Annotated in this window: 24 protein-coding genes; 15 read left to right on the forward strand and 9 right to left on the reverse strand. The window is 43.6% G+C overall.

What is annotated here, in order from left to right; genetic code table 11:
- Positions 1-16 precede the first annotated feature (16 nt).
- The 7 genes from HNP76_RS02230 to HNP76_RS02260 all read left to right on the forward strand — a co-directional run bounded on the left by HNP76_RS02230 (position 17) and on the right by HNP76_RS02260 (position 6,099).
- On the forward strand, positions 17-991 hold the full coding sequence (locus HNP76_RS02230) for a Gfo/Idh/MocA family protein (protein ID WP_184657022.1): 975 nt from the start codon (positions 17-19) through the stop codon (positions 989-991).
- Positions 992-1,089: 98 nt separating this feature from the next.
- Positions 1,090-2,883: a putative bifunctional diguanylate cyclase/phosphodiesterase gene (locus HNP76_RS02235; protein ID WP_184657024.1), complete on the forward strand. Its 1,794-nt coding sequence runs from the start codon at positions 1,090-1,092 to the stop codon at positions 2,881-2,883.
- A gap of 258 nt (positions 2,884-3,141) precedes the next feature.
- Positions 3,142-3,507, forward strand: coding sequence for a cupin domain-containing protein (locus HNP76_RS02240; protein ID WP_184657026.1), 366 nt, complete (start codon positions 3,142-3,144; stop codon positions 3,505-3,507).
- A gap of 7 nt (positions 3,508-3,514) precedes the next feature.
- Entirely contained in the window at positions 3,515-4,090 is a 576-nt protein-coding gene (locus HNP76_RS02245; protein ID WP_184657028.1) for a histidine phosphatase family protein, read from the forward strand.
- Between the two features lie 37 nt (positions 4,091-4,127).
- Positions 4,128-4,577 (forward strand): GNAT family N-acetyltransferase, encoded by a 450-nt coding sequence (locus HNP76_RS02250; RefSeq protein ID WP_184657030.1) that lies wholly within the window; start codon positions 4,128-4,130, stop codon positions 4,575-4,577.
- 10 nt (positions 4,578-4,587) lie between these two features.
- Entirely contained in the window at positions 4,588-5,538 is a 951-nt protein-coding gene (locus HNP76_RS02255) for a GNAT family N-acetyltransferase (RefSeq protein WP_184657032.1), read from the forward strand.
- 30 nt (positions 5,539-5,568) lie between these two features.
- Positions 5,569-6,099: a hypothetical protein gene (locus HNP76_RS02260; protein WP_184657034.1), complete on the forward strand. Its 531-nt coding sequence runs from the start codon at positions 5,569-5,571 to the stop codon at positions 6,097-6,099.
- Between the two features lie 41 nt (positions 6,100-6,140).
- On the opposite strand, the gene argA is transcribed toward HNP76_RS02260, so the two are convergent.
- The 8 genes from argA to HNP76_RS02300 form a co-directional block, all read right to left on the reverse strand.
- The gene (gene argA, locus HNP76_RS02265) at positions 6,141-7,517 is read right to left on the reverse strand and encodes an amino-acid N-acetyltransferase (protein WP_184657036.1); all 1,377 of its coding nucleotides are present in this window, start codon (positions 7,515-7,517) and stop codon (positions 6,141-6,143) included.
- Between the two features lie 27 nt (positions 7,518-7,544).
- Positions 7,545-8,489, reverse strand: a complete 945-nt coding sequence (gene argC / locus HNP76_RS02270) for an N-acetyl-gamma-glutamyl-phosphate reductase (RefSeq protein WP_184657038.1) — start codon at positions 8,487-8,489, stop codon at positions 7,545-7,547.
- A gap of 67 nt (positions 8,490-8,556) precedes the next feature.
- Entirely contained in the window at positions 8,557-9,273 is a 717-nt protein-coding gene (locus tag HNP76_RS02275) for an epoxyqueuosine reductase QueH (RefSeq protein ID WP_184657040.1), read from the reverse strand.
- 44 nt (positions 9,274-9,317) lie between these two features.
- Positions 9,318-10,163, reverse strand: coding sequence for a YitT family protein (locus HNP76_RS02280; protein WP_184657042.1), 846 nt, complete (start codon positions 10,161-10,163; stop codon positions 9,318-9,320).
- Between the two features lie 50 nt (positions 10,164-10,213).
- Positions 10,214-11,080, reverse strand: coding sequence for a DUF4846 domain-containing protein (locus tag HNP76_RS02285; protein ID WP_184657044.1), 867 nt, complete (start codon positions 11,078-11,080; stop codon positions 10,214-10,216).
- Positions 11,081-11,090: 10 nt separating this feature from the next.
- Positions 11,091-13,187, reverse strand: coding sequence for a methyl-accepting chemotaxis protein (locus tag HNP76_RS02290; RefSeq protein WP_184657046.1), 2,097 nt, complete (start codon positions 13,185-13,187; stop codon positions 11,091-11,093).
- A gap of 64 nt (positions 13,188-13,251) precedes the next feature.
- Positions 13,252-15,336 (reverse strand): heavy metal translocating P-type ATPase, encoded by a 2,085-nt coding sequence (locus HNP76_RS02295; RefSeq protein WP_184657048.1) that lies wholly within the window; start codon positions 15,334-15,336, stop codon positions 13,252-13,254.
- A 3-nt stretch (positions 15,337-15,339) separates the two neighbouring features.
- A complete protein-coding gene (locus HNP76_RS02300) occupies positions 15,340-15,678 on the reverse strand; it encodes an ArsR/SmtB family transcription factor (RefSeq protein WP_184657050.1) in 339 nt (112 codons plus the stop codon).
- A gap of 79 nt (positions 15,679-15,757) precedes the next feature.
- On the opposite strand from HNP76_RS02300, the gene HNP76_RS02305 reads away from it, so the two are divergent.
- Both HNP76_RS02305 and HNP76_RS02310 read left to right on the forward strand, forming a co-directional pair.
- Positions 15,758-16,774, forward strand: coding sequence for an HD-GYP domain-containing protein (locus HNP76_RS02305; RefSeq protein WP_184657052.1), 1,017 nt, complete (start codon positions 15,758-15,760; stop codon positions 16,772-16,774).
- Between the two features lie 47 nt (positions 16,775-16,821).
- On the forward strand, positions 16,822-17,820 hold the full coding sequence (locus tag HNP76_RS02310) for an HD-GYP domain-containing protein (protein WP_184657054.1): 999 nt from the start codon (positions 16,822-16,824) through the stop codon (positions 17,818-17,820).
- 87 nt (positions 17,821-17,907) lie between these two features.
- On the opposite strand, the gene HNP76_RS02315 is transcribed toward HNP76_RS02310, so the two are convergent.
- Positions 17,908-18,489, reverse strand: coding sequence for a flavodoxin family protein (locus HNP76_RS02315; protein WP_184657056.1), 582 nt, complete (start codon positions 18,487-18,489; stop codon positions 17,908-17,910).
- 107 nt (positions 18,490-18,596) lie between these two features.
- Between HNP76_RS02315 and HNP76_RS02320 the strand changes: the two genes are divergently transcribed.
- From HNP76_RS02320 to HNP76_RS02345, 6 genes are all read left to right on the forward strand, one after another.
- On the forward strand, positions 18,597-19,247 hold the full coding sequence (locus HNP76_RS02320; RefSeq protein WP_184657058.1) for a Crp/Fnr family transcriptional regulator: 651 nt from the start codon (positions 18,597-18,599) through the stop codon (positions 19,245-19,247).
- 54 nt (positions 19,248-19,301) lie between these two features.
- Positions 19,302-19,508, forward strand: coding sequence for a 4Fe-4S binding protein (locus HNP76_RS02325; protein WP_184657060.1), 207 nt, complete (start codon positions 19,302-19,304; stop codon positions 19,506-19,508).
- Positions 19,505-20,098 carry a 4Fe-4S binding protein gene (locus HNP76_RS02330; protein ID WP_184657062.1) on the forward strand — a complete coding sequence of 198 codons (594 nt, stop codon included), beginning with the start codon at positions 19,505-19,507 and terminating at the stop codon, positions 20,096-20,098. The genes HNP76_RS02325 and HNP76_RS02330 overlap by 4 nt, the downstream gene beginning before the upstream one ends.
- Positions 20,095-20,484 (forward strand): C-GCAxxG-C-C family protein, encoded by a 390-nt coding sequence (locus HNP76_RS02335; protein WP_184657064.1) that lies wholly within the window; start codon positions 20,095-20,097, stop codon positions 20,482-20,484. Before HNP76_RS02330 ends, HNP76_RS02335 begins: the two co-directional genes overlap by 4 nt.
- Positions 20,485-20,599: 115 nt before the next feature.
- The gene (locus HNP76_RS02340; protein WP_184657066.1) at positions 20,600-20,902 is read left to right on the forward strand and encodes a hypothetical protein; all 303 of its coding nucleotides are present in this window, start codon (positions 20,600-20,602) and stop codon (positions 20,900-20,902) included.
- 3 nt (positions 20,903-20,905) lie between these two features.
- Entirely contained in the window at positions 20,906-23,113 is a 2,208-nt protein-coding gene (locus HNP76_RS02345) for an ABC-F family ATP-binding cassette domain-containing protein (protein ID WP_184657068.1), read from the forward strand.
- Positions 23,114-23,215 lie beyond the last annotated feature (102 nt).

Genomic DNA, 23,215 nt, shown 5'->3' on the forward strand with positions numbered 1-23,215 from the left:
AAAAAGGAGAAGGCAAATGGAAAAAATCAAATGGGGAATCCTGGGAACCGCAAACATCGCTCGCTGGGCAACAATTCCAGGAATCAAACTTGCCCGGAATGCAGAACTGTATGCAATCGCAGGTCGCAGTCTTGAAAAAGCAAAATCTTTTGCGGATGAATACGGATTTCAAAAGTATTACGGCAGTTACGATGAGATTTTAAAAGACAGTGAAGTCCAGGCAGTTTATATCCCTCTTCCTAACAATCTTCACAAAGAATGGGTAATCAAAGCTCTCAAAGCAAAAAAGCACGTTCTTTGTGAAAAGCCTCTTGCCTTGAATGCGCTCGAAGCCGAAGAAATGTTTGCCGCTGCAAAAGAAAACGGCGTTCATCTTATGGAAGCCTATGCTTATCTTCATAGTCCTTATGTCCAGAGCCTAAAAGATGACATAAAAATCGGAATCATAGGAGAAGTTGATTTTATCGACACGGCATTCGTAACTCAGGGGTATAAAGAAGACTTTCGCCTTTACAAAGAATTTGGTGGAGGTGCTTTCTACGATTTGGGCTGCTATTGCACCACGATGATTCTTTCGATGATTGATTCAGATGTCGAGAGTGTAAAGGCCTGCGCAGAATTTTCTGATCAGGGCGTTGATAATATTACCACAGGTTTTGTCCGCTTCAAGAATGGAGCAAGGGCTGCTTTCAATGTCGGAATGATTCTTGGCAAAAACACCAATTCCCGCTTTGACCGTCTCTATATTCACGGCTCAAAAGGAAACATACGATCGGAAGTTGAATACAATCAGTCCGGCAGTCTGAGTTACAAGATTTTCACAGAAAAGGGCATTACTGAGCGAAAAATCGAAGTTCCACAGAATTATTCGCTTGAAATTGAACAACTTGGAAGATGTATTTTTAATAACGAACTACCGTTTGTAAGTCCAGAATTTTCTATTAAAAACGCAAAATTCATGGATGCGGTTCTCAAGGAAATTGGATTTTGATGTAATAAAATATAAACTTTCGCGAATGTAATTATTCTTCGACAAATTGCTAAAAACGAAATATAATAAGAAATCTTTTAAAAAGTCGAGGGATTTTTATGTTCATAAACAAGCGGAATCAGCTCTATAAACCGAAGAGGATTCTTTATTATCTTGAAGCATCTGATTCTGATATCGAAGCTTTTTATAATGGCATTGTATGTGACAAAATCAAAAAATATACGGATTCCTTCGGAGCTTATGATTATCCAGGAATTTTTTTTATACATTCGCTCGGCAAAAAAGTAATTGGAATTGAGTTTCGAGTTGATGATGATCGAATAAAATATCCTGACGATTTGAATTCGCTTGTTTTTGAAAGTTCGTTTTTTTATGCAGTTGAGTTTGAAAAAGAAAATGAAATTACAGAAAATTATATTCAGCGAATAAGTGAAAAACTTTTATTGGATGACGATGCTCACAGACATTATAGCGATTTGATTATAAAATCCGAGCCAAATGTTACGGCTGTATTCGAACATGCCAAAAAAATCAGGATTCTTTATGAGTGTGAGCTTAAAAAGAACCGTGCGAAAGATATTTTGGATGATAAATTTGACAAGCTGGATAAAGAAATGCTTTATCGTAAGGCGTTTTTTGATCCAATCACGAATTATTATAATTGGAATCATCTTGTTCCCTATCTTGAAATTCCAGAAGCTGCTGGTATAAAAGACTATGCGTTTGCTCATTTTGACATAAAGATGTTCAAGGTTCTGAATGAAGTTTATGGTCATATTGTGGCAAATAAACTTTTGGCTAAGGTTGTGAATGCAATAAAAGAATCAGATTTCATATATGCTGGCGGAAGATGCCACGAAGACAATTTCGCGATTATTCTTAGAGATATGCCTCAGGAAGAAATGGTCGAAAAGCTGGAGAGTTTTTTTGAGAGTATCTCGCATCTTGATGAAGATCCGAATTATAAGATTCATTATCGTTGTGGCGTAGTTCCAATGCAATTTGCGATTCATTCCGGGAATAGGGTTGCGGATGAAGGAAAAATGGCTCAGGCGTTAGGAAACAGTCCTGACAAGACGGACATTGTTTTTTACACAGAAAAGATGCACGATGATGTTCTTTGGAGCAACACAATCAAGGCTTATGTTGATACGGCGGTTGAAAAAGACGAATTTTTTGTAAATCTACAGCCCAAAGTTGACATCATCACAGAAAAATTAAAAGGTGCTGAGGCTTTAGTCAGATGGAATTATAAAGGAAAGGAATTCTTGTCACCATCGAGATTCATTCCGTTTTTTGAAAAAGATGGTTCTATTGGCAAAATAGATGATATTGTATTGAAGAAAGTTTGCGCGGCATTCGCAAAATGGAAGAATGAGGGGAAGACTCTTTATCCGATTTCAGTGAATCTTTCTCGAAATCGATTGTATGACAAAAATATTATTAAACATCTTACAGATATTGTTGATTCATTTGGCGTAAGTCATAATTTGATTGATTTTGAACTGACCGAAAGCGCGACTTACAGTGACATGGAGCAAATGATAAGAGTTTTGGAAGAACTTCGTTCGCTTGGTTTTAAAATTTCGATGGATGATTTCGGAACAGGATATTCTTCATTGTCGCTGCTTACACAAATGCCGCTCGATACGCTTAAAATTGACAAAAGTTTTGTTGATAAAGTTGGAACAGAACAGGAAAATGAAAAAGATTTATCCGTAATTCGTCATATCATTTCGCTTGCAAAAGAATTGAATTTTACTTGCTTGGTCGAGGGTGCGGAGCAAAAGCAGCAGGTGGAAAAACTTCGGGCTTTGGGCTGCGAGGTCATTCAAGGCTATTATTATTGCAAGCCGATTTCTATCGAGGAATACGAAAATCGATATTTGTAGAATATCTTCAAAAAGGGGATAGAAGCAATTTTCGGGCAGGTATAAAATTTAATAACAATTTTACATATAGAATGGAATATTGTTATCAAAAAATGTAAAATTTCCAATTTTCTTACACAGTGAATAAAAGTACAATTGAAACTAGCTTAAAGCAGATTTCCTTTATCAGTAAAAGGAGTGTAAAAAAATGAATATAACGTTTGATCGGGCTTCGAAAGATGATATCGCGACATGCGATTAAAATTTTAGGAGGCACATATGGAATTTATTAACGCAAGCGACATCAAAGAACTGTCAAATCCGGGCGTAGTTTCGCGTCAGCTTTTAAATCCGGAAAATTCAAGCAGCGAGCGTGTGACCATTACCGAAGTTCATCTTGTTCCCGGTGCGATACAACCCCGCCACACCCACGACGCATCCGAGCAGATTTGGTACGCCACCAAAGGTTCCGGCAAACTTCTTCTTGCCGACGACAAGGAAAAAGAATTCAAGGCAGGAGACGTTGCCCGATTCGCTGACAAGGACGTTCACGGACTTTTGAACGATGGCGACGGGGAGTTTATTTACGTTTCCGTTACAGCCCCTCCGATTAACTTTGGATACGCTTACAAGGACAAAAGGTAGGAAAAGTATGACAAGAATTTATTTTGTACGACACTGCAAGCCAGACGGAAAAATCAAGGATGACAGAAACCGTCCATTGACAGAAGAAGGCCTTGAAGACTCAATCAAGGTGGCGGAAATTCTCAAGGACAAACAAATCGACGTTTTTATCTCAAGCCCCTACAGGCGGAGCTATGATTCAATAAAAAAAGCAGCAGAATCTTACGGCAAATCGATTCAAACTGACGAACGTCTCCATGAACGCAAAGCTGGAAAAGACGGCAACAATCATGAAATGTTCAAAAAGCGCTGGGCTGATTTTTCATTTGCCGAAGAAGACGGAGAATCCATTGGTGCCGTTCAGGAAAGGAACATCGAGGCGCTCAATGAAATCCTTGAGAAATATGACGGCAAGAACATTGTCATCGGAACTCACGGGACGGCACTTTCTTCCATAATAAACTACTATGACAAAAGTTTTAACGGCGAAAGCTTTATGAAAATCATAGATTTTATGCCCTGGATTCTAAAGATGGAATTTGACGGAAAAAAATTCCTTTGCAAAGAAGATATTTTTCACATACAAAAAGAGTACAAAGAATAGATTTGAAAGAGGAGTATGAGAAAAAGGGGAGGGAATGATGACAATCAGGAAAACGAACCAGAACGACATTGGGACCTTGATGCAAATCCGCCTTGAAATGCTGCGGATTGTAAACGGCCTTGATGAAAACGCACCCTTTGACAAAACTTTACTTGAATGCAGCCGCGAATATTTTTTGAAGGGCGAGCAGACTACAGTTTTTGCAATGGACGGAGATAAAATCGCAGGCTGTGCAAGTCTGAGCTACATCAATGTCATGCCCACCTTTGACCATCCCACGGGAAAGAGGGCGCATCTTATGAACGTCTACACAAGGTCGGAATTCCGCAGGCGTGGAGTTGGAAAAATGATGGTTGAGTATTTGATTGAAGAAGCAAAGTCCCGGGGCGTTACGGAAATCAGCCTTGATGCCACACAAATGGGACATCCGCTCTACAAGAGCTTGGGCTTTAACGACAACGGCGAGGGGATGAATCTTTCGCTTTAAGGATGCAGAATTGAAAAGCACATTTATTTTAAAAGACTATTTTTCTTATGAAGACAAAGAAAGCATTCTGGCTCAGATGCAGGCTCATTCAAAAGAATGGGGCGCGATTCCTTTTTTACTTTCACTTTTAAAAGATGGCTCTTTCCACCAGAAGCTTGGGAAAGGCAGCTTATATCTTCTGCTTGACGAAGAGAAACTTACCGATGGCAAACCAAGTCTTGCATCCTTTTTGACTTTTTGCGATAGAGATGAAATTGAAAGCAATCTCAAACCATGGATTGGATTTGTGTTCACAGCTCCAGCCTATCGTGGCCATCATCTTGCAGGACAAATTATCGAACACTGCATGAATAATGCCGCTGCTCTCTACCCGGAATCAGAATATGTTTATGTTTCATCAGACGAAAAAGGCCTTTACGAAAAATACGGTTTTGAATTCGTTGGAAAAATGAAAAGTATCTGGGGAGAAGACTCTGGAATTTTCAGAAGAAAAATAGAAAAGGAAACAAGCGAAATCAATTACAAGACACTCACACCTGCAGATTACGACGAGCTTTGGTCTTTATGGAATCAGGTTGAGCAGACAAAAAGAGCCTTGAATCCTGTGGACGACACTCGCGAAGGAATCACACGCTACATGAAGCGCAACCCTACGACATGCTTTGCGGCGACAAGCGGCGGAAAAATCGTCGGCGCAATCCTCACGGGACATGACGGAAGAAGGGCAATCATTCATCACCTTTGCGTCCACCCTGATTTTCAGCGCATGGGAATCGCCCGTACTCTTGTCGCCAAAGCCGAGGAAGCCCTCAAAAAAGAAGGAATCACAAAAATATTTGGACTTGTGTTCAAGGACAACGACAAGGCAAATTCTTTCTGGGGAAAGATGGGCTATTCACTCAGAACCAATCTAAATTATCGCAACAAAAGCCTGAACGCGGACGTTCCTACCGGAGAATAAAAGCAAGAGGTTCAAAATCAGGAGGTTTCAATGGAAGAAATAATCCGGCAGATTGCCAGTCAGCAGGAAATCAACTTCATCAATGTAAAGGATCAGATTTTGACAGCGGATTTGGAAACCGTGTTTGACGAGGAAAACAATTCGCGCTACATTTTCCATTATCTTCATTCCATGGACAGATTTTTCATCAACCCAATGGACTACGTTTACGAGGGCGAGAATCTTTTCGGTATTCAGGAAAATCTGAGCGTGATTGATCCGAGCCGTGAAGGATACGTGAGTGACAAAAGCATAGTGATTTCGCGCGACCAGCTCTTGAATTATTTTGAATATGTAAAACGAAAGATCGAATCCTATTTTGAAAAACTCACAGCTGTAGAGCTTCTTGAAAAACCAAAGGACTGCGACTACACAAGGCTGGAGTTGATTCTTGGACAGTTCCGCCATTTGATGTGGCACGTTGGACTTTCAAGCGGCATCACATTCTGTTCAAAGAAAGAATGGAACAAGTTTACAGGTTTGCAGAAAATAAATAAAAAATTTTTCGGCGAGGAAAAATAAAAGGAGAGAAATACAGATTTAAAATAAAGGTTTTGAGCTTTTTACAAACTTCCGTTAGTTTGCTTTTTAAGATTAAGTCTGAACAATTTTGAACCGCGTTTTGGATTCCACTTTTCACGGCGACGTTCCGGGAGCGTGTCGATTGAATCTGCCACAAAGCCCTGTTTTTCAAACCAGTCAGCAGTTTGTGTGGTGAGGATGAATACGCTTTCAATCGATACAGTTTTTGCCTTTTCAATCAGATATTCTATCATCTTCGGCCCGATTCCAATGTGGGCGCAAGTTTCATCAACCGCAAGTGCTGCAATTTCTGCCTGGGTTCGGTCGTAAATGTGAAGTGCGGCACAGGCTCGGATTGCACCGTCGAGTTCGTAAACAATGTAGTCGTTGTATTCAGATTCCATCTGCTGTTCGCTGCGTGGAAGAAGAATTTCTTTACTAACGAACGGTCGTATAAGTGAAAGGACAGCTGAAATATCTTCGCGGCGCATAGCACGGAATTTGCCGTAATTTGATTTATAAATCATCGTACCCGAACCCAGGTCGCTGAAAATCTCGCAAGGCAAAGTTCCTTCGATAGAACCGTTCAGAATGTGGACGCGGGTAACGCCTGATTCAACAGATATTTTTGCAAGGTGAAGAAGAGAGATAATTTTCTCTGATGATGATTCTTGAACTTCCTTTCGTTCGTTAGTTTCAGAATTCACATTCAAAAATTCTTCCAGCTCTTCGATATTCATGGCCGGGACGCAGCCTTCCGGGGAAAGTCCCTGATCCTTTGGAATCAAGAAATATTTTTCAGAAAGTTCTGCGTTTGGAAGAAGGAAGAAAAGTTTGTCTGCCTGCAGGTGAGTCGCAATCTGGGCTGCAAGCTGAGCCGAAGAAATGTTGTATGGCTTTCCGTTCAAGCTCCAGCCGATGCAGGGGAAAATCGGAATGAAGCCGTTGTCGAGGACAGTCTGAATCGTATTGTCATCAAGCTTGTCGATTTCACCGGCTGTTCCAAAATCAACTCCGCCAAGGACACCCTTTCCGCGCGCACGAACCCAGTTGCCGATTACAGCCGTAAGGTTTTCACCGGCAAGACTGGTCATGACATTATTTGCAACCTCAAAAGCCGCATTACGGATTAAAGGAATTGCCTCGCTCTGGGTGATTCGGCAGCCGTTTTCGTAAGTCCAGGAAATCTTGTTCTGTGAAAGAATTTCGTCGATTTTTTTGCGCGCACCAGGAACGATAATCACACGGAGCCCAGCCTGATGGATCAATGCAATGTCGCGGATATGGCTGACGAACAGCGGCGAGTCGATAATGTCATCATCAATATGAATGACGACGGCTGCGTTCTTAAATCGTTTGATGTAGCGGATGACATCACGAATCCGTTCTGCTTTCTCTAAGATTGGTTTTTCTTCCATGCGAATGTCCTGATTTGACTATAACTCTTACAGCCCTGTTCCTTCGTCGATTCCCATCATGATGTTCATGCACTGAACGGCAGCACCGCTTGCACCTTTGCCCAGGTTGTCGAAACGGCTTGTGATAACGATTCGCTCGTCGTTGCCGCAGACGAAAATCTGCATGTTGTTTGTGCCGGCCAGAGTGTTTGCAGGGATGAAGCTTTCTGTGAGGATTCCTTCGCCCATGAAGTCAGCTGCCTTTACGAAACGGCATCCGTCATAGTGCTCCTTGAAAACTTCGGCGATTTCCTTTGCGGTAAGCTTTTTTTCCAAAAGTCGTGCGTGGAGGGAAACTGTGACCGTCATTCCCTGGAAATAATCGCAGACATAAGGATTGAAAATCGGTTTATAGTTGAGGCCAGAAACCTTCATCATTTCCGGCAGGTGTTTGTGTTCCTGAGTGAGGGCGTAGAGGCGTGGAGACGCAAGCTCAGGATTTCGGTTCGGATCCTCGTACTGAGCGATGGCTTTTTTGCCAGCTCCTGAATATCCTGAAACGGCATGGCAGACGACCGGATAGTCAGGCGAAATGATTCCGTGCTTTACGAGAGGGAAGCAGATTGCGCCGAAGCCAGAAGCATAGCAGCCAGGACCTGCGACACGGTTAGATTTTTCAATCTTTGCGCGGTGCTCTGCAGAAAGCTCCGGGAAGCCGTAAGCCCAGTCCGGGTTCGTGCGGTGAGCCGTTGAAGCGTCGATAATGCGTACTTTCGGATTCGTGCAGAGTGAAACTGCCTCGATAGAAGCGGCGTCCGGCAAGCAGAGGAAAGTAAAGTCCGAAGCGTTGATCATTTTTGCGCGTTCAGCCGGATCCTTGCGTTTTTCGTCGTCAATCAAAAGAATCTCGATGTCCTTTCGGTTTTCGAATCGTTCATAAATTTTGAGACCGGTAGTTCCTTCTTTTCCGTCAATGAAAATTTTGTAAGCCATGTTTTCCCCCAGGGAGTTTGATTCTTCTATTATACAGAGATTTCGGGGGCTTGTGCTAGGGAATTTTCTAATCTTTTCGCATCGAATATACGCAGCCGCAGTAGTCCTGGCGCCAGAGACCGTATTCTTCGGAAAGCTGGGTGCTGCGCAAAAATCCGCCTTTTTTCTTGAAATCTGAGGGGAGGAATTTTGTGTGCGGGGTAATATTCAAACTATCGTTAGTTTCTTGCCCCTTATCTTTTGAATTTTCTGTCAAATCTTCTTCTTTATCGATAGTTTTTTCCAGTTCTCTTCCAATTACATTGATTTTTTCGCTGTCTTTGTGGGGGCTGATGCTTAGCGTTGTGGTGAACCAATCGAAGCCTTCTTTGCAGGCGTAGTCCCAGGCCCGCTTCATTCGGAACTGGTAGCATCTTCTGCAGCGTTCACCCTTTTCAGGCTCGGTTTGCAGTTCTTTTTCAAAACGAACGTTAGTTGCTTCAAAGTAATCTTCGGGATTGTATTCGTCGACTACGAGCTTTACGCTGTTCTGTATGGCCTCGGGAAATCGTTCCAGAAACTTTTTCAATTCTTCCAGGCGGCGGAAATATTCTTCTTTTGGGTGGATGTTGGGATTGTAATAGTAAATCGTGATGTCAAAAATCTTTGCCAGATATTCAATCACATAGGATGAACATGGGCCGCAACAGGCATGAAGAAGTAAAGTCGGTTTTTTATAACTAACGGTATTTTTTATAGCTTCAATTTGTTCGAGAATTTTTTCTAGTTCTTTCTGATAGTTCATTGTTTCCTCTCGTTAGGGATTGTAGTGGCGGGAACGACCTGTTTTCAATCCTGCTTTTTCATTATGAAATTGCCTTTGAGCATTTTTGTCTGCAGGATGTTTACGAATGCCATCGGATCGGTCTTTTTGACTTCGCGAACTAATTTTTCTTCCGTGTCGCTTGAAATTACCGTGTAGAGCATGCTGCGTTCCAGGCCGGTGTAGCAGCCTTCGCCTTTGAAAAGAGTTGCGTCGTGGCCGGTCGTTTCACGGATTGTTTTGACGAGTTCGTCCGGCTTGTTGGTGATTATCAGCAGGGTTGATTTCTGATAGCGCTTGTAAAGGCTTGTTAGAAGCTGCGTGGTTACAAACTGGAATATTATTGAATAGAGTGCGCGCGTCCAGCCGAAAAGAATTCCAAAGGTGACGAGTACGACTACATTTCCAATGAAAATGTGATTCCAGATGCTGCGGCCTGTTTTTTCAGAAACATAGATTGATATGAAGTCTGTGCCGCCGCTTGTTGCTCCTGCAAGAAGACAAAAACTTATTGCCATGCCGTTTACGATTCCGCCGAAAATTGTGCAGAGTAAAACGTCATTTGTGACATCCAGACCGGGAATTATGTCCGTGAGGAAGCCTGAAAGCAAAATAGCCCAGATTGAAAAGATTGTGAATTTTTTTCCGACGTATTTAAAACAGATTATTGCTGGAACGATGTTTAGGCCCCAGTAAAAGACGGCAAAAGGAACGTTAATATTAAAGAATTTTGAGAAAACTTCCTGCAAGAGAAGCGTTATTCCTGTAAATCCGCCAGGAAGTAGTCCTGCTCCATGAACGAATGTATTGATGTTTACAGCCATGAGGACTGCACCCGCCGTCACGAGTAAAAAACGAAGAAATGTTCTCATATTTAAAAGTTTGTCATGCTGCTAGATTTTTGTCAAATAGCTTTGATTGGTTAATTTCCCAAATAGCTGAGCCTTCGCCAGCTGTCCTTTGGGAAAAGGTATTCCGGGGTTTCCGCTGGCATTCTAAAATCTTCTTCATGATACCAGGGATCGTTAACCAGCTTGGGATTTTTTAACACATAAAAATCTGAGGCAGGAGAAGAACTTTGAGCAAGAAGATAGGCTTTTTCGCCAGTCTCAGGGTTTTTGCAGATGTCCACGACCATGCAGATATAGCCGGGTTTGTTCAAATCAAAAAGAATGTCACCGGTTCGCACTTGATTTATTTCAATCGATTTGGATTCATATTCCATCATTGAAAGGGGACTTGTGTGGGCGAAAATATTTTTAAGGTAAGAGCGGAAAAATTCATCTTTTTCCTTTTTACTGACCGGCTTCTCGTATTTCGTCCATTTTTTTAAGTCATTTGCAACATCTTTTCGTAAATTCCGCTTTCTTTCGCAGTCTGAAAGCCATTCTGTCCATTTGCAGATTTCACCATTAGTCAGATGGAAGGAAATTTCTTTTTCTTTTCCTGATGCGTAAAGATATTGAGCGTATAATCTAACTATCGTTTGGGAGTTTTCTTGCAATTTGCTTTCAGGAGGCATGTCAAAAATGCAGGCATGGGCTTCCTGATTTGATTTTTGGTTACCATTGTGCAGAAGAAGGGGGCTGGCGGCTTCCTTTAAAGGGTAATTCCGCAAATAGCCGGCAAAGCTTTGCGGCTCGGCTTTGATTCGCTTGAACTTGGGCGGAACCTTGATTCGCTCGACGATATTTTTTCCTTCTCCCTGCACAAGCTGTAAGGAATGTGTGTGGGAGAAGGCCGGAGCGAGACAAAGCAGAACTGCAATCAATGCAAATGGCTTTTTCATGTCCGAAATATCATACCTTGAACTGGTCGATTTGCGTACCAATTTGTTCGATTGAATTCTTCATTTTTTCGGCGATTTCAGAAAGGGCGGCTCCGGTTTCATTGATTTTCTTTGCACCGACTGCCATTTCTTCCATGCTGGCCTTCATGACGGTTGTAGCATTCTGAAGGTTCCGAACTTCATCAAGAATCTGTTTGTTTCCGATGGACATTTCTTCGGATGCAGTGCGGACTTCAATAGTGCTGTCGTTCATTGACTGAAGGGAATCCGTGATTTGCTTTGAGCCTTCCTGCTGTTCTTCCATTGCAGATTTAATCTGACGGACGAGCTGGTCTGTGTCATGGATTTTTTCAGTAACGCTGTTGAATGCATCGCTTGATTCCTGGGAAGCCGCTACAACAGAGTTGATTGATTCCTTGATGCTTGAAAGCTGATCACCGATTGTCTTCGACTGGATTGTAGATGTTTCTGAGAGTTTTCGGATTTCATCTGCTACAACGGCAAAGCCTTTTCCTGCGTCACCGGCATGGGCAGCCTCAATTGCGGCGTTCATGGCAAGAAGGTTAGTCTGGCTTGCGATTGCGGCAATTGCGGCATTTGCTTCCTGAAGCATCTGTGACTGCTGTTCGATTTCATGAATTCGATCGTTTACATGAACCTGTTTTTCAGCACCGCTCTTTGCATCTTCCGTGAGGGAATCGAATGAGTGAGCCATTTTATCGACAGAATTGTTTACGGATGCGATGTTTCCGATCATCTCTTCGACTGCGGAAGAAGCATTGCTTACGCTCTGAGACTGGTTTGCAATCATTCGTTCGAGGGATTCGATGTTTGATGCGATTTCGTTTACGGCACCGGCTGTCTGTGAAACGCTGTCACCCTGACATGAAATCTGATTGTGGACGCTCGTGATGTTTGCGATAATTTCGGTGATTGAAGCGCTTGTTTCCTGCATGCTCACGTCCAGGTCTTCACCTGCGGCTGCAAGGATTTCTTTTGAGCCTTTGACGTCAGAGACAATCGAATGGAGCTTTTCGGTGAATTTATTGAAGCCTTTTACAACGCCACCGATTTCATTGTTGACGTTTGCGGCTGCTCCTGTGATTCGCTGAGTCAAATCAGCTTTTCCGGATGCAATTTCGTCGATAGAAGACTGAACTTTCTGGAGAGGCTTGAGGGAATGGAAAATTCCTGCACCGATTCCAAGAACAAGTGCGATTCCAAGGATGATTCCTGCGAATACGAGGGTGATTGAGATTTCGTTTGCGGTTGCATAAACCTGTCGTTCATCAATAATGAATGCGAAGCCCCAGTCTGCGTTTTCGACCGGTTGATAAGTGGCATACTGTTTACCGAGTTTGCCTGCGTCAATCCACATGTAGCCGCTCTGTTTCTGTTTAAGAGCCTGAATGACCGGCTGCAATGCTGCAAAAAGGGTATTTTTGCTTTCTTCATCTGTTTCTGGAGCAGAAGTTGCGATTACGTCACCTTCGCTGTTGAAAAGGATTGCGTAACCTGTCTGGCCAAGCTGAATGGTTTTGATGAATTCTGTGAGCTTGTTTACGCCGACGACTGCGCTGTAGAAGCCGATTGTCCTGCCGTCTTTTTTGGCTGCCTGTGAGACATGAATAATCGTGCTTCCTGTGGATTTTGACGTTACCGGGTCATCGATGTTTGTGTCATTTCCCTGAACCATGATGGCCTGGAAGTAGACACGGTCTTTGACGTTGGTGACTTTGTTCTGGTCGTTGTAGAAGTCGCCTTTGTCATCGATGTAGCCGATTCGGTCAAAATCAGGAGTGCGTGACTTGGCGTGAGCAACGAGCCACTCCTGAATCTGATGGGGATCCTCTGTTTGGGTTACATCTGCCTCTGTGTACATGCGCATCTGCTTGATGTATTCGCTCAGGCGGATTGAAACTACATCTGCGTATGCCTCAGAGATTTTGCGGCAGTTAATTTCGTACGAATATGCTACAGATTGCTTGGTGCGGCCCTTTACTACAAGAATCTGCACCGAAGTCAATGCTGCAACAATCACAACTGTAATGCCTACGATATAGTAGACCAATTTGCCCTGTTTCTTAGTCTTTGTCTTTTCGTTCATAAAGACTATTTTAACACTGAAGTTTAAATTTGTGTAGTTTTTTCTATAAAATTCAATGTTATTTTTATCTTTTCAGAACTCTTGCCGCGTTTGCTACGGCGAGGATGCAGACTCCGACGTCTCCGAAAACTGCCAGCCACATGTTGCCGATTCCGACTGCGCTCAGGAGCATGATTGCGACTTTTATGCCGATTGAAGCGTAAATGTTCTGCCAGACTGCGTTCATCGTGCGGCGGGAAATCTTGATTGCATCAATAAGGCGGCTTGGCTTGTCGTCCATGATTACAACGTCTGCGGCTTCGATTGCGGCATCACTTCCCAGGGCGCCCATTGCGATTCCTGCGTCGGCACGGGCGAGGACAGGACTGTCGTTGATTCCGTCACCAACGAAGATAAGCTTGTCCGTGCCAATTAATTCTTCGACTTTGGAAACTTTGTCTTCCGGGAGAAGGTCAGCGTAGACTGTATCGATTCCGAGATTTTCCGCAACGATTTGGGCTGTTGCCGCCGTGTCGCCGGTGAGCATTACGGTTTTTTTGATTCCCAGCTTTTTGAGACTACCAATCGTTTGCCTTGAATCTTCTTTTTCCTGATCAGAAATTACGATGTTTCCGGCGTAAAGACCGTCAACTGCAACGTGAACGATTGTTCCGGCTGCCGGGCCTTTGTCTTCTGTAAAGCCCGTGACTTTTTCCTGGAGCATGAGTTTTGCGTTTCCGGCTAAGACTGTTTTGCCGTCAACTACCGAGCGTATGCCAAATCCTGTGATTTCTTCCGGTTCGAGGATTTTGAGGGCATCGCAGAGGACACAGTGGTGTGCCTTTTTGAGTGACTTTGAAATCGGGTGGTTTGAATAGCTTTCAGCGTGAGTAGCGATTGCAAGCAAACTATCGTTCGTAAATCTATTTGCAGGATTGACCTGAGCGACGTCGAAAATGCCTTTTGTGAGGGTGCCTGTCTTGTCGAATACGGCGATTTTTGCCTTTGAAAGAATCTCGACGAAGTTTGAGCCTTTGATAAGAACGCCAGATTTTGAAGCAGCTCCGATTCCGCAGAAGAAAGCAAGTGGAACTGAAATTACGAGGGCACATGGACATGAAACGACGAGGAATGTAAGAGCGCGGTAAATCCAGACCGACCAGCCGTATTTTTCGAAAAGATCCGGTGCAAAGAACTGCAATGCGAGTGGCGGAAGGACTGCAACTGCAAGGGCTGCGATACAGACAATCGGCGTGTAGACTTTTGCAAAGCGGGCGATGAATTTTTCGCTCTTTGCCTTGACCTCGCTTGCTTTTTCGGTGAGGTTGAGGATTCTTGTGACGGCGCTTTCTCCGTAAGATTTTGTGACGCGGATTTTAAGGAGGCCTGTCTGGTTTACAAAGCCTGCAAGAACTTCTGAATCAGGGGCAACTTCGCGTGGAAGACTTTCGCCTGTGAGGGCAGATGTGTCTGCAAAAGATTTTCCTTCGACTACGATGCCGTCGAGGGCGATTCTCTCTCCGGCCTTTACCTGAATGATTTCACCAACCTGGACTTCTTCCGGTGAGACGACAATTTCTTTTCCGTCGCGGATAACTGTTGCCTTGTCCGGGCGGATATCCATGAGGGCGGAAATTGAATCGCGGGAACGGTCAACGGCGTAATCCTGAACGAATTCGCCGAGGTTGTAAAAGAGCATGACGGCTACGGCTTCAGCATACTCGCCGACAAAAATCGCGCCGACCGAAGCGACGGTCATCAAAAACTGTTCGCCGAAGACGTTTCCCTTGTGGATGTTACGGATTGCTCCCTTGATGACGTCCCGGCCGCAGATTAAATATGAGGCAAGATAAAGAATTCCGTAAATGAGGCGGGTGCTGGCTCCTGAATTTACAAAACCAACCGAACGGAAGTTAGTTGAAAGACTCTGCAGGAGGGGAGAATCTGCTGAAAAAATCGGAAGATGCTCGAAAAGCAGGGCGGCGATAAAAATCACACCAGCCAACAGGATTTTTTTGAGCGGAGAAGATTCTTCGTCATGTTCGCATTCGCAATGTCCTTCGTGGCAGTGCTCTTCGTGCTCATGGTCGTGCTCGTGATGGTCGTGCTCGCAGCAACCGCAATCACAGTGAATGTGCTCTCCAAGATGATTTTCATGTTTATGTTCCATAAATTACTCCTCAATGTGCTCTAATCCCATGTTCAGGATTTTTGATACGTGATCGTCGCTGAGGGCGTAAAATAGCGATTTTCCTTCGCGGCGGTAACGGACCAGGCCGTTTGTTTTGAGAATTCTCAGCTGATGACTGATTGCGCTCTGAGTCATGCCGAGAACCTGTGCCAAATCCCCGACCGAAACTTCGCGCCCCAGAAGTGCGAAAAGAATCTTGATGCGGGTAGAGTCACCGAAAATCTTAAAAAGTTCGGCCAAATTGAAAAGCAAATCCTCGTCCGGCATTGAATCCGAGATTACCTGCAAATCTTCTGTGTTATCACTTGAACAATTATTCATATGTTTTATGTTAAAACTATTAGGCAAATAAGTCAATAATAAGCGTATTTTTTTTAGAGATTGTGTTATAATTTAGAATATGCAAAAAAAATATATAACATATTTAAAAAAGCAAATTAAAATCCGAAACATTCCTGTTCTTTTTGGTTATCTTCTATTTGTTGCCCTATATTTCCTTTCTGCAAAAGGCTCTCAATTAACTTCTGGTTCTAAAGAAATGCTCCACATTTTTGGGCACCAATATCCAATAGGTCTTCTGGCTCCTGTATGTTCTTCAATTTCAACTATCGTCCTGATTTGCATGGTCGTCTTCCATCGTAGAATCGGATTTTACACAGCTATGGTGATTCTTATAGTCCGTGCGATAAGGCTTGCTCGTGGTATGACTCTCTTTCATCCTATGAGCCTTCCGGCATTTTTTACAACCGTTGTAGCCCTGCTTGCAATTATAATTATTTACCATAAAAGCAGGAGAATTGTTCAGGAGCATGAAACTCATAAAAAACAACTTGTAGATTTTAACAATTCCATTATTGATGCTTTCTCTGTCTGTATTGACGGTAAGGATTATTACACAAACGGGCATTCTCTCCGGGTTGCAAAATATACTAAGATGCTTGCTCAAAAACTTGGTGAAGACGAGGAAACGGCTCAGAAATTCTACAACATTGCATTGCTGCACGACATCGGAAAAATCGGTATTCCTGATGAAATCCTCAACAAGCCCGGCAAACTGGATGAAGAAGAATATGAGACGATAAAAACCCATACTTACCGCGGATTTGAAATCCTTAAAAGGGTAAAGAGTCAGAAAGACATATCTTCAGGTGCTTACTATCATCATGAGCGCTATGACGGCAAGGGATATCCTTCAAAGCTAAGCGGAAAGAAAATTCCTTGGGTTGCGCGAATTATTTCCGTTGCCGATGCCTTTGACGCCATGAATTCAACCCGGCCTTACCGAAAAAAGATGCCGATGGATCAGATTGTCAAGGAAATCAAGGACTGTTCAGGCAGCCAGTTTGACCCGGTTGTCGCAAAAGCCTTCCTTGATCTGTACGAAGAGGGGCTTTTTGACAATATTAAAACGGAATAGTTATAAATCTATATGATTTTTTAAAAAACCGTGTTATAGTTTATAACATGAAAAAAAGTATAATCCAGATAATCAGTAAAATTACATCCAAATTAGGATGCCTTTCGCTTTTGCTCTTCTATGTGGTTATGGCCTATTTTGCCAGAAAAACATCAATGTCTACCGAGACTTTTTCAGTCTCTGGTCATATTTTGCCAGTGAATGTTCTGGCTGGTGTTTTTTCTTCCTTAGTGGCTGTTGCTTTGATCTCGCTTACGGTTTTCTACCGAAGATTAGGATTTTATACGGCTTTAGTTATTCTTGGCTGGCGTTTTATTTCCCTGACTATTGGGCTTTTTCAGTTTAGGCCGGGCTGTTTGCCAGGATTGTTCATTACGATTGGTACTACTCTATCAGTTGTGATTATTTATAAGAGAACTGAAATGCTTTTACAATCTGAAGAGAGCCGTAGAAATGATATTTTGGATTTCACGAATTCCATTATTGACTCGTTTTCAGTTTGTATTGACGGAAAGGATTCTTATACGAACGGACATTCGCTTCGGGTTGCGAAATACACCAGAATGCTTGCCTCAAAACTTGGCGAAGATGAAGAGACCTCCGGAAGATATTATAATATTGCCTTGCTTCATGATATTGGAAAAATTGGAATCCCTGATGAAATTTTGAATAAGCCAGGGAAATTAACCGCGGCAGAATACGAAACCGTAAAAGAACATGCGTATCGAGGATATGAAATCCTCAAAAAAGTAAAAAAACAGACTTTTCTTGCCGAGGGAGCCAAGTATCATCATGAGAGGTTTGACGGCAAAGGTTATCCGACAAATCTTGCAGGAACAAAAATTCCGTGGGTTGCGCGAATCATTTCCGTTGCCGATGCCTTTGATGCCATGAGTTCAACCCGTCCTTACCGAAAAAAGCTCCCAATGGGGGAAATTGTTGAGGAAATAAAAAAATGTTCCGGAACGCAGTTTGATCCAGTTGTGGCAAAGGCTTTTCTTGAGCTTTATGAAGAAGGTGCTTTCGACGGATTAAAGACCGAATAAAAAAAACACTGCCCGATGAAAAATCTAAGGACAGTGTTGTGAAGTCTATAAAGTAAGCGAAAGAATATAACTACCAAACGATAGTTGTTATCTAATAAAATTAGTCCAAACCTTCTTTTCTGATTCTGGCTGTGCGACGCCAGCGGTTTTTCCTGCCTCAATGCTCTTTAAAATCCATGCCATGTTTCGGCCGATTGTGTGCATAATCTGGATTCCTTCTTCGTCTTTCATGACGTCATCGCCGTTTGAGCCGTGAACCATGTTCCAGTAGCGTGAAGTGATTACAGGCTGCTGCGCGTAAGTGATGTATTTATTGAGGACGTCGAGACATGCAGTAGTTCCAGCTCTGCGTGCGACTGTGACAGCAGCTGCCGGCTTGAATCGGAGATATTTTTCTCCCTTCCAATAAAGTCTGTCCAAAAAAGCGACCATTTCACCGCTCGGAGAAGCATAATAAACTGGTGAGCCAAGCACGATTCCGTCTGCGGTTTGCAATTTTGCAATAGCCTCTTCAACAAGGGCGTCGATTTCGCCAGTGAGTGCTCTGCCTCCAACCCAGAAAATTTCGGTTTCAACTCCATTTTCTTTGAGTGAGTCTGCGACAAGGTTCAAAGCTGTGTATGTGCTGCCTTTTTCGTTGCGGCTTCCGTTAAAAAGAATTACTTTCATGGTTTTCTCCTATGCCTAGTGGTTTAATAGACAAAAAGAATATCATAATTCTCTGATTTTGACAAAAGATTTTTGTGTGAACGTATTTTTATGCTATAATATGACTTATGGACACTCCTGCAACTCTTTTTTCGTTTTGGAAAGATTTAACTCCTTCTCAGGCCGCTTTTTTAGAGCAAAACTTACGAACGGAAGTTTTTTCAGCGGGGAAATTGATTCATCGTTCTGACGGAGAATGTCGTGGAGTTATGGCTGTCGTTTCTGGTAGCCTGCGGGTTTATTGCGTTTCTGAGGAAGGCCGCGAAGTTACGCTTTATCGGGTTGAGGCTGGTGATGTCTGTATTCTTTCGGCTTCGTGTCTAATGGATTCAATTGTTTTTGATGTTCTGATTGAAGCGGGAGAAGAAACTACCGTTAGTTTGATACCGTCTGCAGTTCTTCACAAAGTTGAACTGGAAAATCCTCTTGTTGAGCTTTACATTTACAAAAATGCTACAGAGAAATTTTCTGAAGTCCTCTGGACGATTCAGCAGGTTCTTTTTATGAAAATTGACCAGAGAATTGCGCTTGCTTTGCATGACGAGAGATTGCGACAAAAAAGTAATGTGCTTTCTGTCACGCACGAAGATTTGGCAAAACAGATTGGAAGCGTGCGGGAAGTTGTCTCAAAAACGCTTAAATATATGGAAGAAGAAGGACTTGTCCGTCTGGGCCGCGGAAAAATTGAGATTCTGGATACGGGAAAATTAGTTGTGTGACTTAATCACATACGATTTTTGATTTCCTGGTTATCCTTATGTTAAGAGGTGGCTATGAAATCAAAAAAATATGCCCGGGTTGACGAGGCTCGGTGCGTGGCTTGCGGAGCCTGTGCGAATGTCTGTCCGCGCGGGGCAATTTCGGTCCTTCACGGATGTTTTGCGCGTGTTGATTCTGAAATTTGCGTAGGATGCGGCTTGTGTGGTAAAACTTGTCCTGTTGGCTGTATTTCTCCGGTTTTGAGGGAGGGTGCGGCATGAAAACTAAGAAATGGTACAACTATCTTTGGGTTTGGTCGATTGTGTATTTCGCGCTTGGATTTTTTAACATTCTTTTTGCGTGGCTCGGCATGATTGATTTTTTGCTTCCGCTGATTTTTGCGATTGTGGGCGGGAACAAATGGTTCTGCAATAATATGTGCGGTCGCGGTCAGCTTTTTAATTTGCTAGGCTCATCGTTTAAGCTTTCCCGGAATAAAACGACTCCCAGAGCAATCACTTCAAAATATTTCCGCTACGGATTTTTGATATTCTTCCTTACGATGTTCGGTTCTATGGTCTGGCAGACCTGGCTTGTTGCTTCGGGTGCTCAGAATCTTCGACAGGCGGTTAAGCTTTTCTGGACGTTCCGTGTTCCGTGGAAATGGGCTTATAATCCGGCATTTTTGGGTGAAAGTCTTGCGTGGGTGGCACAATTCAGTTATGGTTTTTATAGTCTTATGCTCACTTCGACTTTAATCGGGCTGATTGTGATGGTGCTTTACAAGCCGCGGAGCTGGTGCACTTTCTGTCCTATGGGAACGATGACACAGGGCATTTGCAAATTGAAATATAAAGAGGTACTAAAATGACAATTAACGAGCGTGCTGAAAAGGCGGCGGAACTAAAACTTACCGGAGCCTGCAATTGCTGCCAGGCTGTTACAAAAGTTTTTGCCGATACAGTGAATGTTGATGAAGCGACTTTGCAGAAAATGTCAGCGGGTTTTGCGGCCGGAATGGGGTGCATGGAAGCTACTTGCGGTGCTTTGGTTGGCGCGAATATGATTCTTGGACTTCGCACGAACGGCGAGGGAACTGTCCGTCAGAGCCGCGAGCTTCTTGCAAACTTCCGTGAGAAGTGCGGGGCGGTCACATGCAAGGATTTGAAGGGCGTCGGTACCGGGAAAGTTCTTTGCGAGTGTGACAATTGCGTGCGAAATGCCGTAAAAGCTCTCGGGGAAATCCTTGGGGAGTAGAAATCGTTCAGCCTGTGCAGAAAAGTGCAGGCTGGCAATTTCTTACACAGATTCAATCTTTCAATGTTTTGTGCTACAATTCTTCTTAAAATTATAGGAATCTGTGCGATATAAAATGACTAAAGAAGAATTCATAAAAGCGTCAAAAAATTTTGCCAAGTATTATTGTGGAATCAAGCTCCCCATCGATGAAAAGTCTTTGATTAAAAGAGAAGGCTGCAATTATTTCTTTTTTCACGAATTTCCTTCTGAGTATGTAGATAATGATGATAACGATGTGGAATGTACTTATTGGTACTCGTTTTCAAATTACAAAGACCAGCGTCCCGAAGATGGAATTGAATTTGCTACAGGAATTGACGGGCGTTCTGGAGATCATTTTTTTATAAGCAGCAGAGACTGGCAGGAAGAAAAGTAACTTATGAATATATTATCAGTTTCAAATGTTTCAAAAATGGGGCGGGAAGCGCCGCTTTTTAAAAACGTGACTTTCGGTCTCAATGAAGGCGAAAAGGCTGCGATTATCGGCCGCAACGGAACCGGAAAATCGACTCTTCTCAATGTCATCGCTGGCGTTTTGAACGCTGATGACGGCCAGATTACAATAAACAAACTATCGGGAGTTAGTTATCTTCCGCAGAATCCCGAATTTGACTCAGAAAACACAATCCGCGAGCATATTTTTAAATCAAAAAGCCCCAAACTCAAAATAATCAACGAATACGAGGACCTTTGCGACAAAATGGGGGCTGGACTAACTAACGGTCAGCAGAAAAGATTCGACGAACTCACCCTTGAAATGGACAAGGGCGACCTCTGGAACTACGAAAGCCAGATCCGCTCAATCCTGGGTACCCTCGGAATCAACGACCTTTCCCGCAAAATGGGCACTCTTTCCGGCGGCATGGTCAAAAAAGTCGCGCTGGCACAGGTTCTTGTTGAGGACACAAAGCTCCTTCTCCTGGACGAGCCGACCAACCACCTGGACATCCAGACGATTTACTGGCTGCAGAATTATCTTCACGACACCAAGCGCACCGTCCTCATGGTCACTCACGACCGCTACTTTCTGGACGCTGTCTGCACCAACATTTACGAGCTTTTCCGGACGAGCCTCAAGCTTTATCAGGGCAACTATTCGACCTATCTCGAAAAAAAGGAAATTGAGGCCGAAATCGAAGAAAACACCGAGCGGCGTATTGAAAGCGTGCTCCGTTTTGAGCGTGACTGGCTTCGCCGTGGCCCGTGTGCGCGCGGAACAAAGGCAAAGGCAAGAATCCAGCGCGACATGCAGCTGATTAACCGCGAAAAATTTGCAAAGGACAAGGGCTTTCAGTTTGAGGTGGCAGGCCGTCGCCTGGGCGGAAAAATTCTGGAACTGCATGGGATTTCAAAGAATTTCTTGAAGGGCAATGCAGAGGGGGAAAGCCTTCCCCCTGCGTCGCACTCCGTTGCGCCGACACCCCCATCGCCTAGGGGTGAACCCCTAAAACCCCAAAGTGACGGACACGGCTCAGGCACAGCCTTCGCCGAGACTCGCTCAAAACCTGTCTCACAGGTTTTGCCCCCGCAAGCGGGGTCGCTCCCTACCCGCAACGCCCGCTCAGCCCCAGTCATTAAGGATTTCTCCTACACCTTCAGCAAAGGCGAAAAAATCGGTATTTTTGGCGGGAACGGCTCTGGAAAATCTACTCTTTTGAACATAATCACCGGGCTTGTTCCGCCTGATTCTGGAACAATCGTTAAGGGCGAGAACACATTTTTCGGCTATTACCAGCAGAATCCGGTTTTCAAGGACTTGAGCCTGACCGTGCTCGAATACATCAAGGAAGCCGCCGACGTGGTACAAATGAACGACGGCAAAACCTTGAGCGCAAGTCTTTTCCTGAATCACTTCGGCTTTGAGGGCAAAATCCAGCACTCGATGCTTTCGACTTTGAGCGGCGGCGAGCGCAAGCGGGTCTTCCTGGTCCGCCTCTTGATTTCAAATCCTAACTTCCTGATTCTCGACGAGCCGACCAACGACTTTGACATCTTCACGATGAATATCCTTGAGGAATTCCTGCTCGGCTACAAAGGATGCCTGCTCATCGTTAGTCACGACCGCTATTTCATGGACAAAATCGCCGACACAATGTTCATCATGGAAGAAGATGGCTCAGTTTCAGGCTTTGTTGGCAAATGTTCGGAGTATATTGAGTATTTAGATGAGAAAGCTAGGAGTGAGGAGTTAGGAAGTAGGAGTGAAAATTCCGCGAATAAGGATAAACAGACGAACGGTAGTAAGCAAAAACTAAATTCTGAGAGCAAATCGGGGGATTTTAAGGGGGGTACACCCTTAGGAGAGGGGGTAGCGGAAAACGGCAGCGCAGCTGACGCTTGTAGCGAGGGGGAGACTTCACCCTCTAAACCTGTAAAAAACCGCAAAAAGACTTTCAAAGAACAGAAAGAATTCGAGAATCTTGAAACGGAAATCATGGAGCTTGAGGAGAAAAAATCTGAGCTTGAGCAGCAGATGGCTTCTTCGGATTTTTCTGTGGCTCAAAAGGCTGGCGAAGAATACAAATCAGTCGAAGAAAAGCTGGCCGCTGATTACGAGCGCTGGGAAGAACTTGCAGAACTTGGCTAAAAAAATAATACAATAATCCAAAATTCTCATAAATTTATGACTATCGTATGATTTTCTGAAATTTTCCTTTAATTATTAAGGCTTGTGTGTTATAATTATTCT

The organism is Treponema ruminis (assembly GCF_014201975.1).
Lineage (GTDB): Bacteria > Spirochaetota > Spirochaetia > Treponematales > Treponemataceae > Treponema_D > Treponema_D ruminis.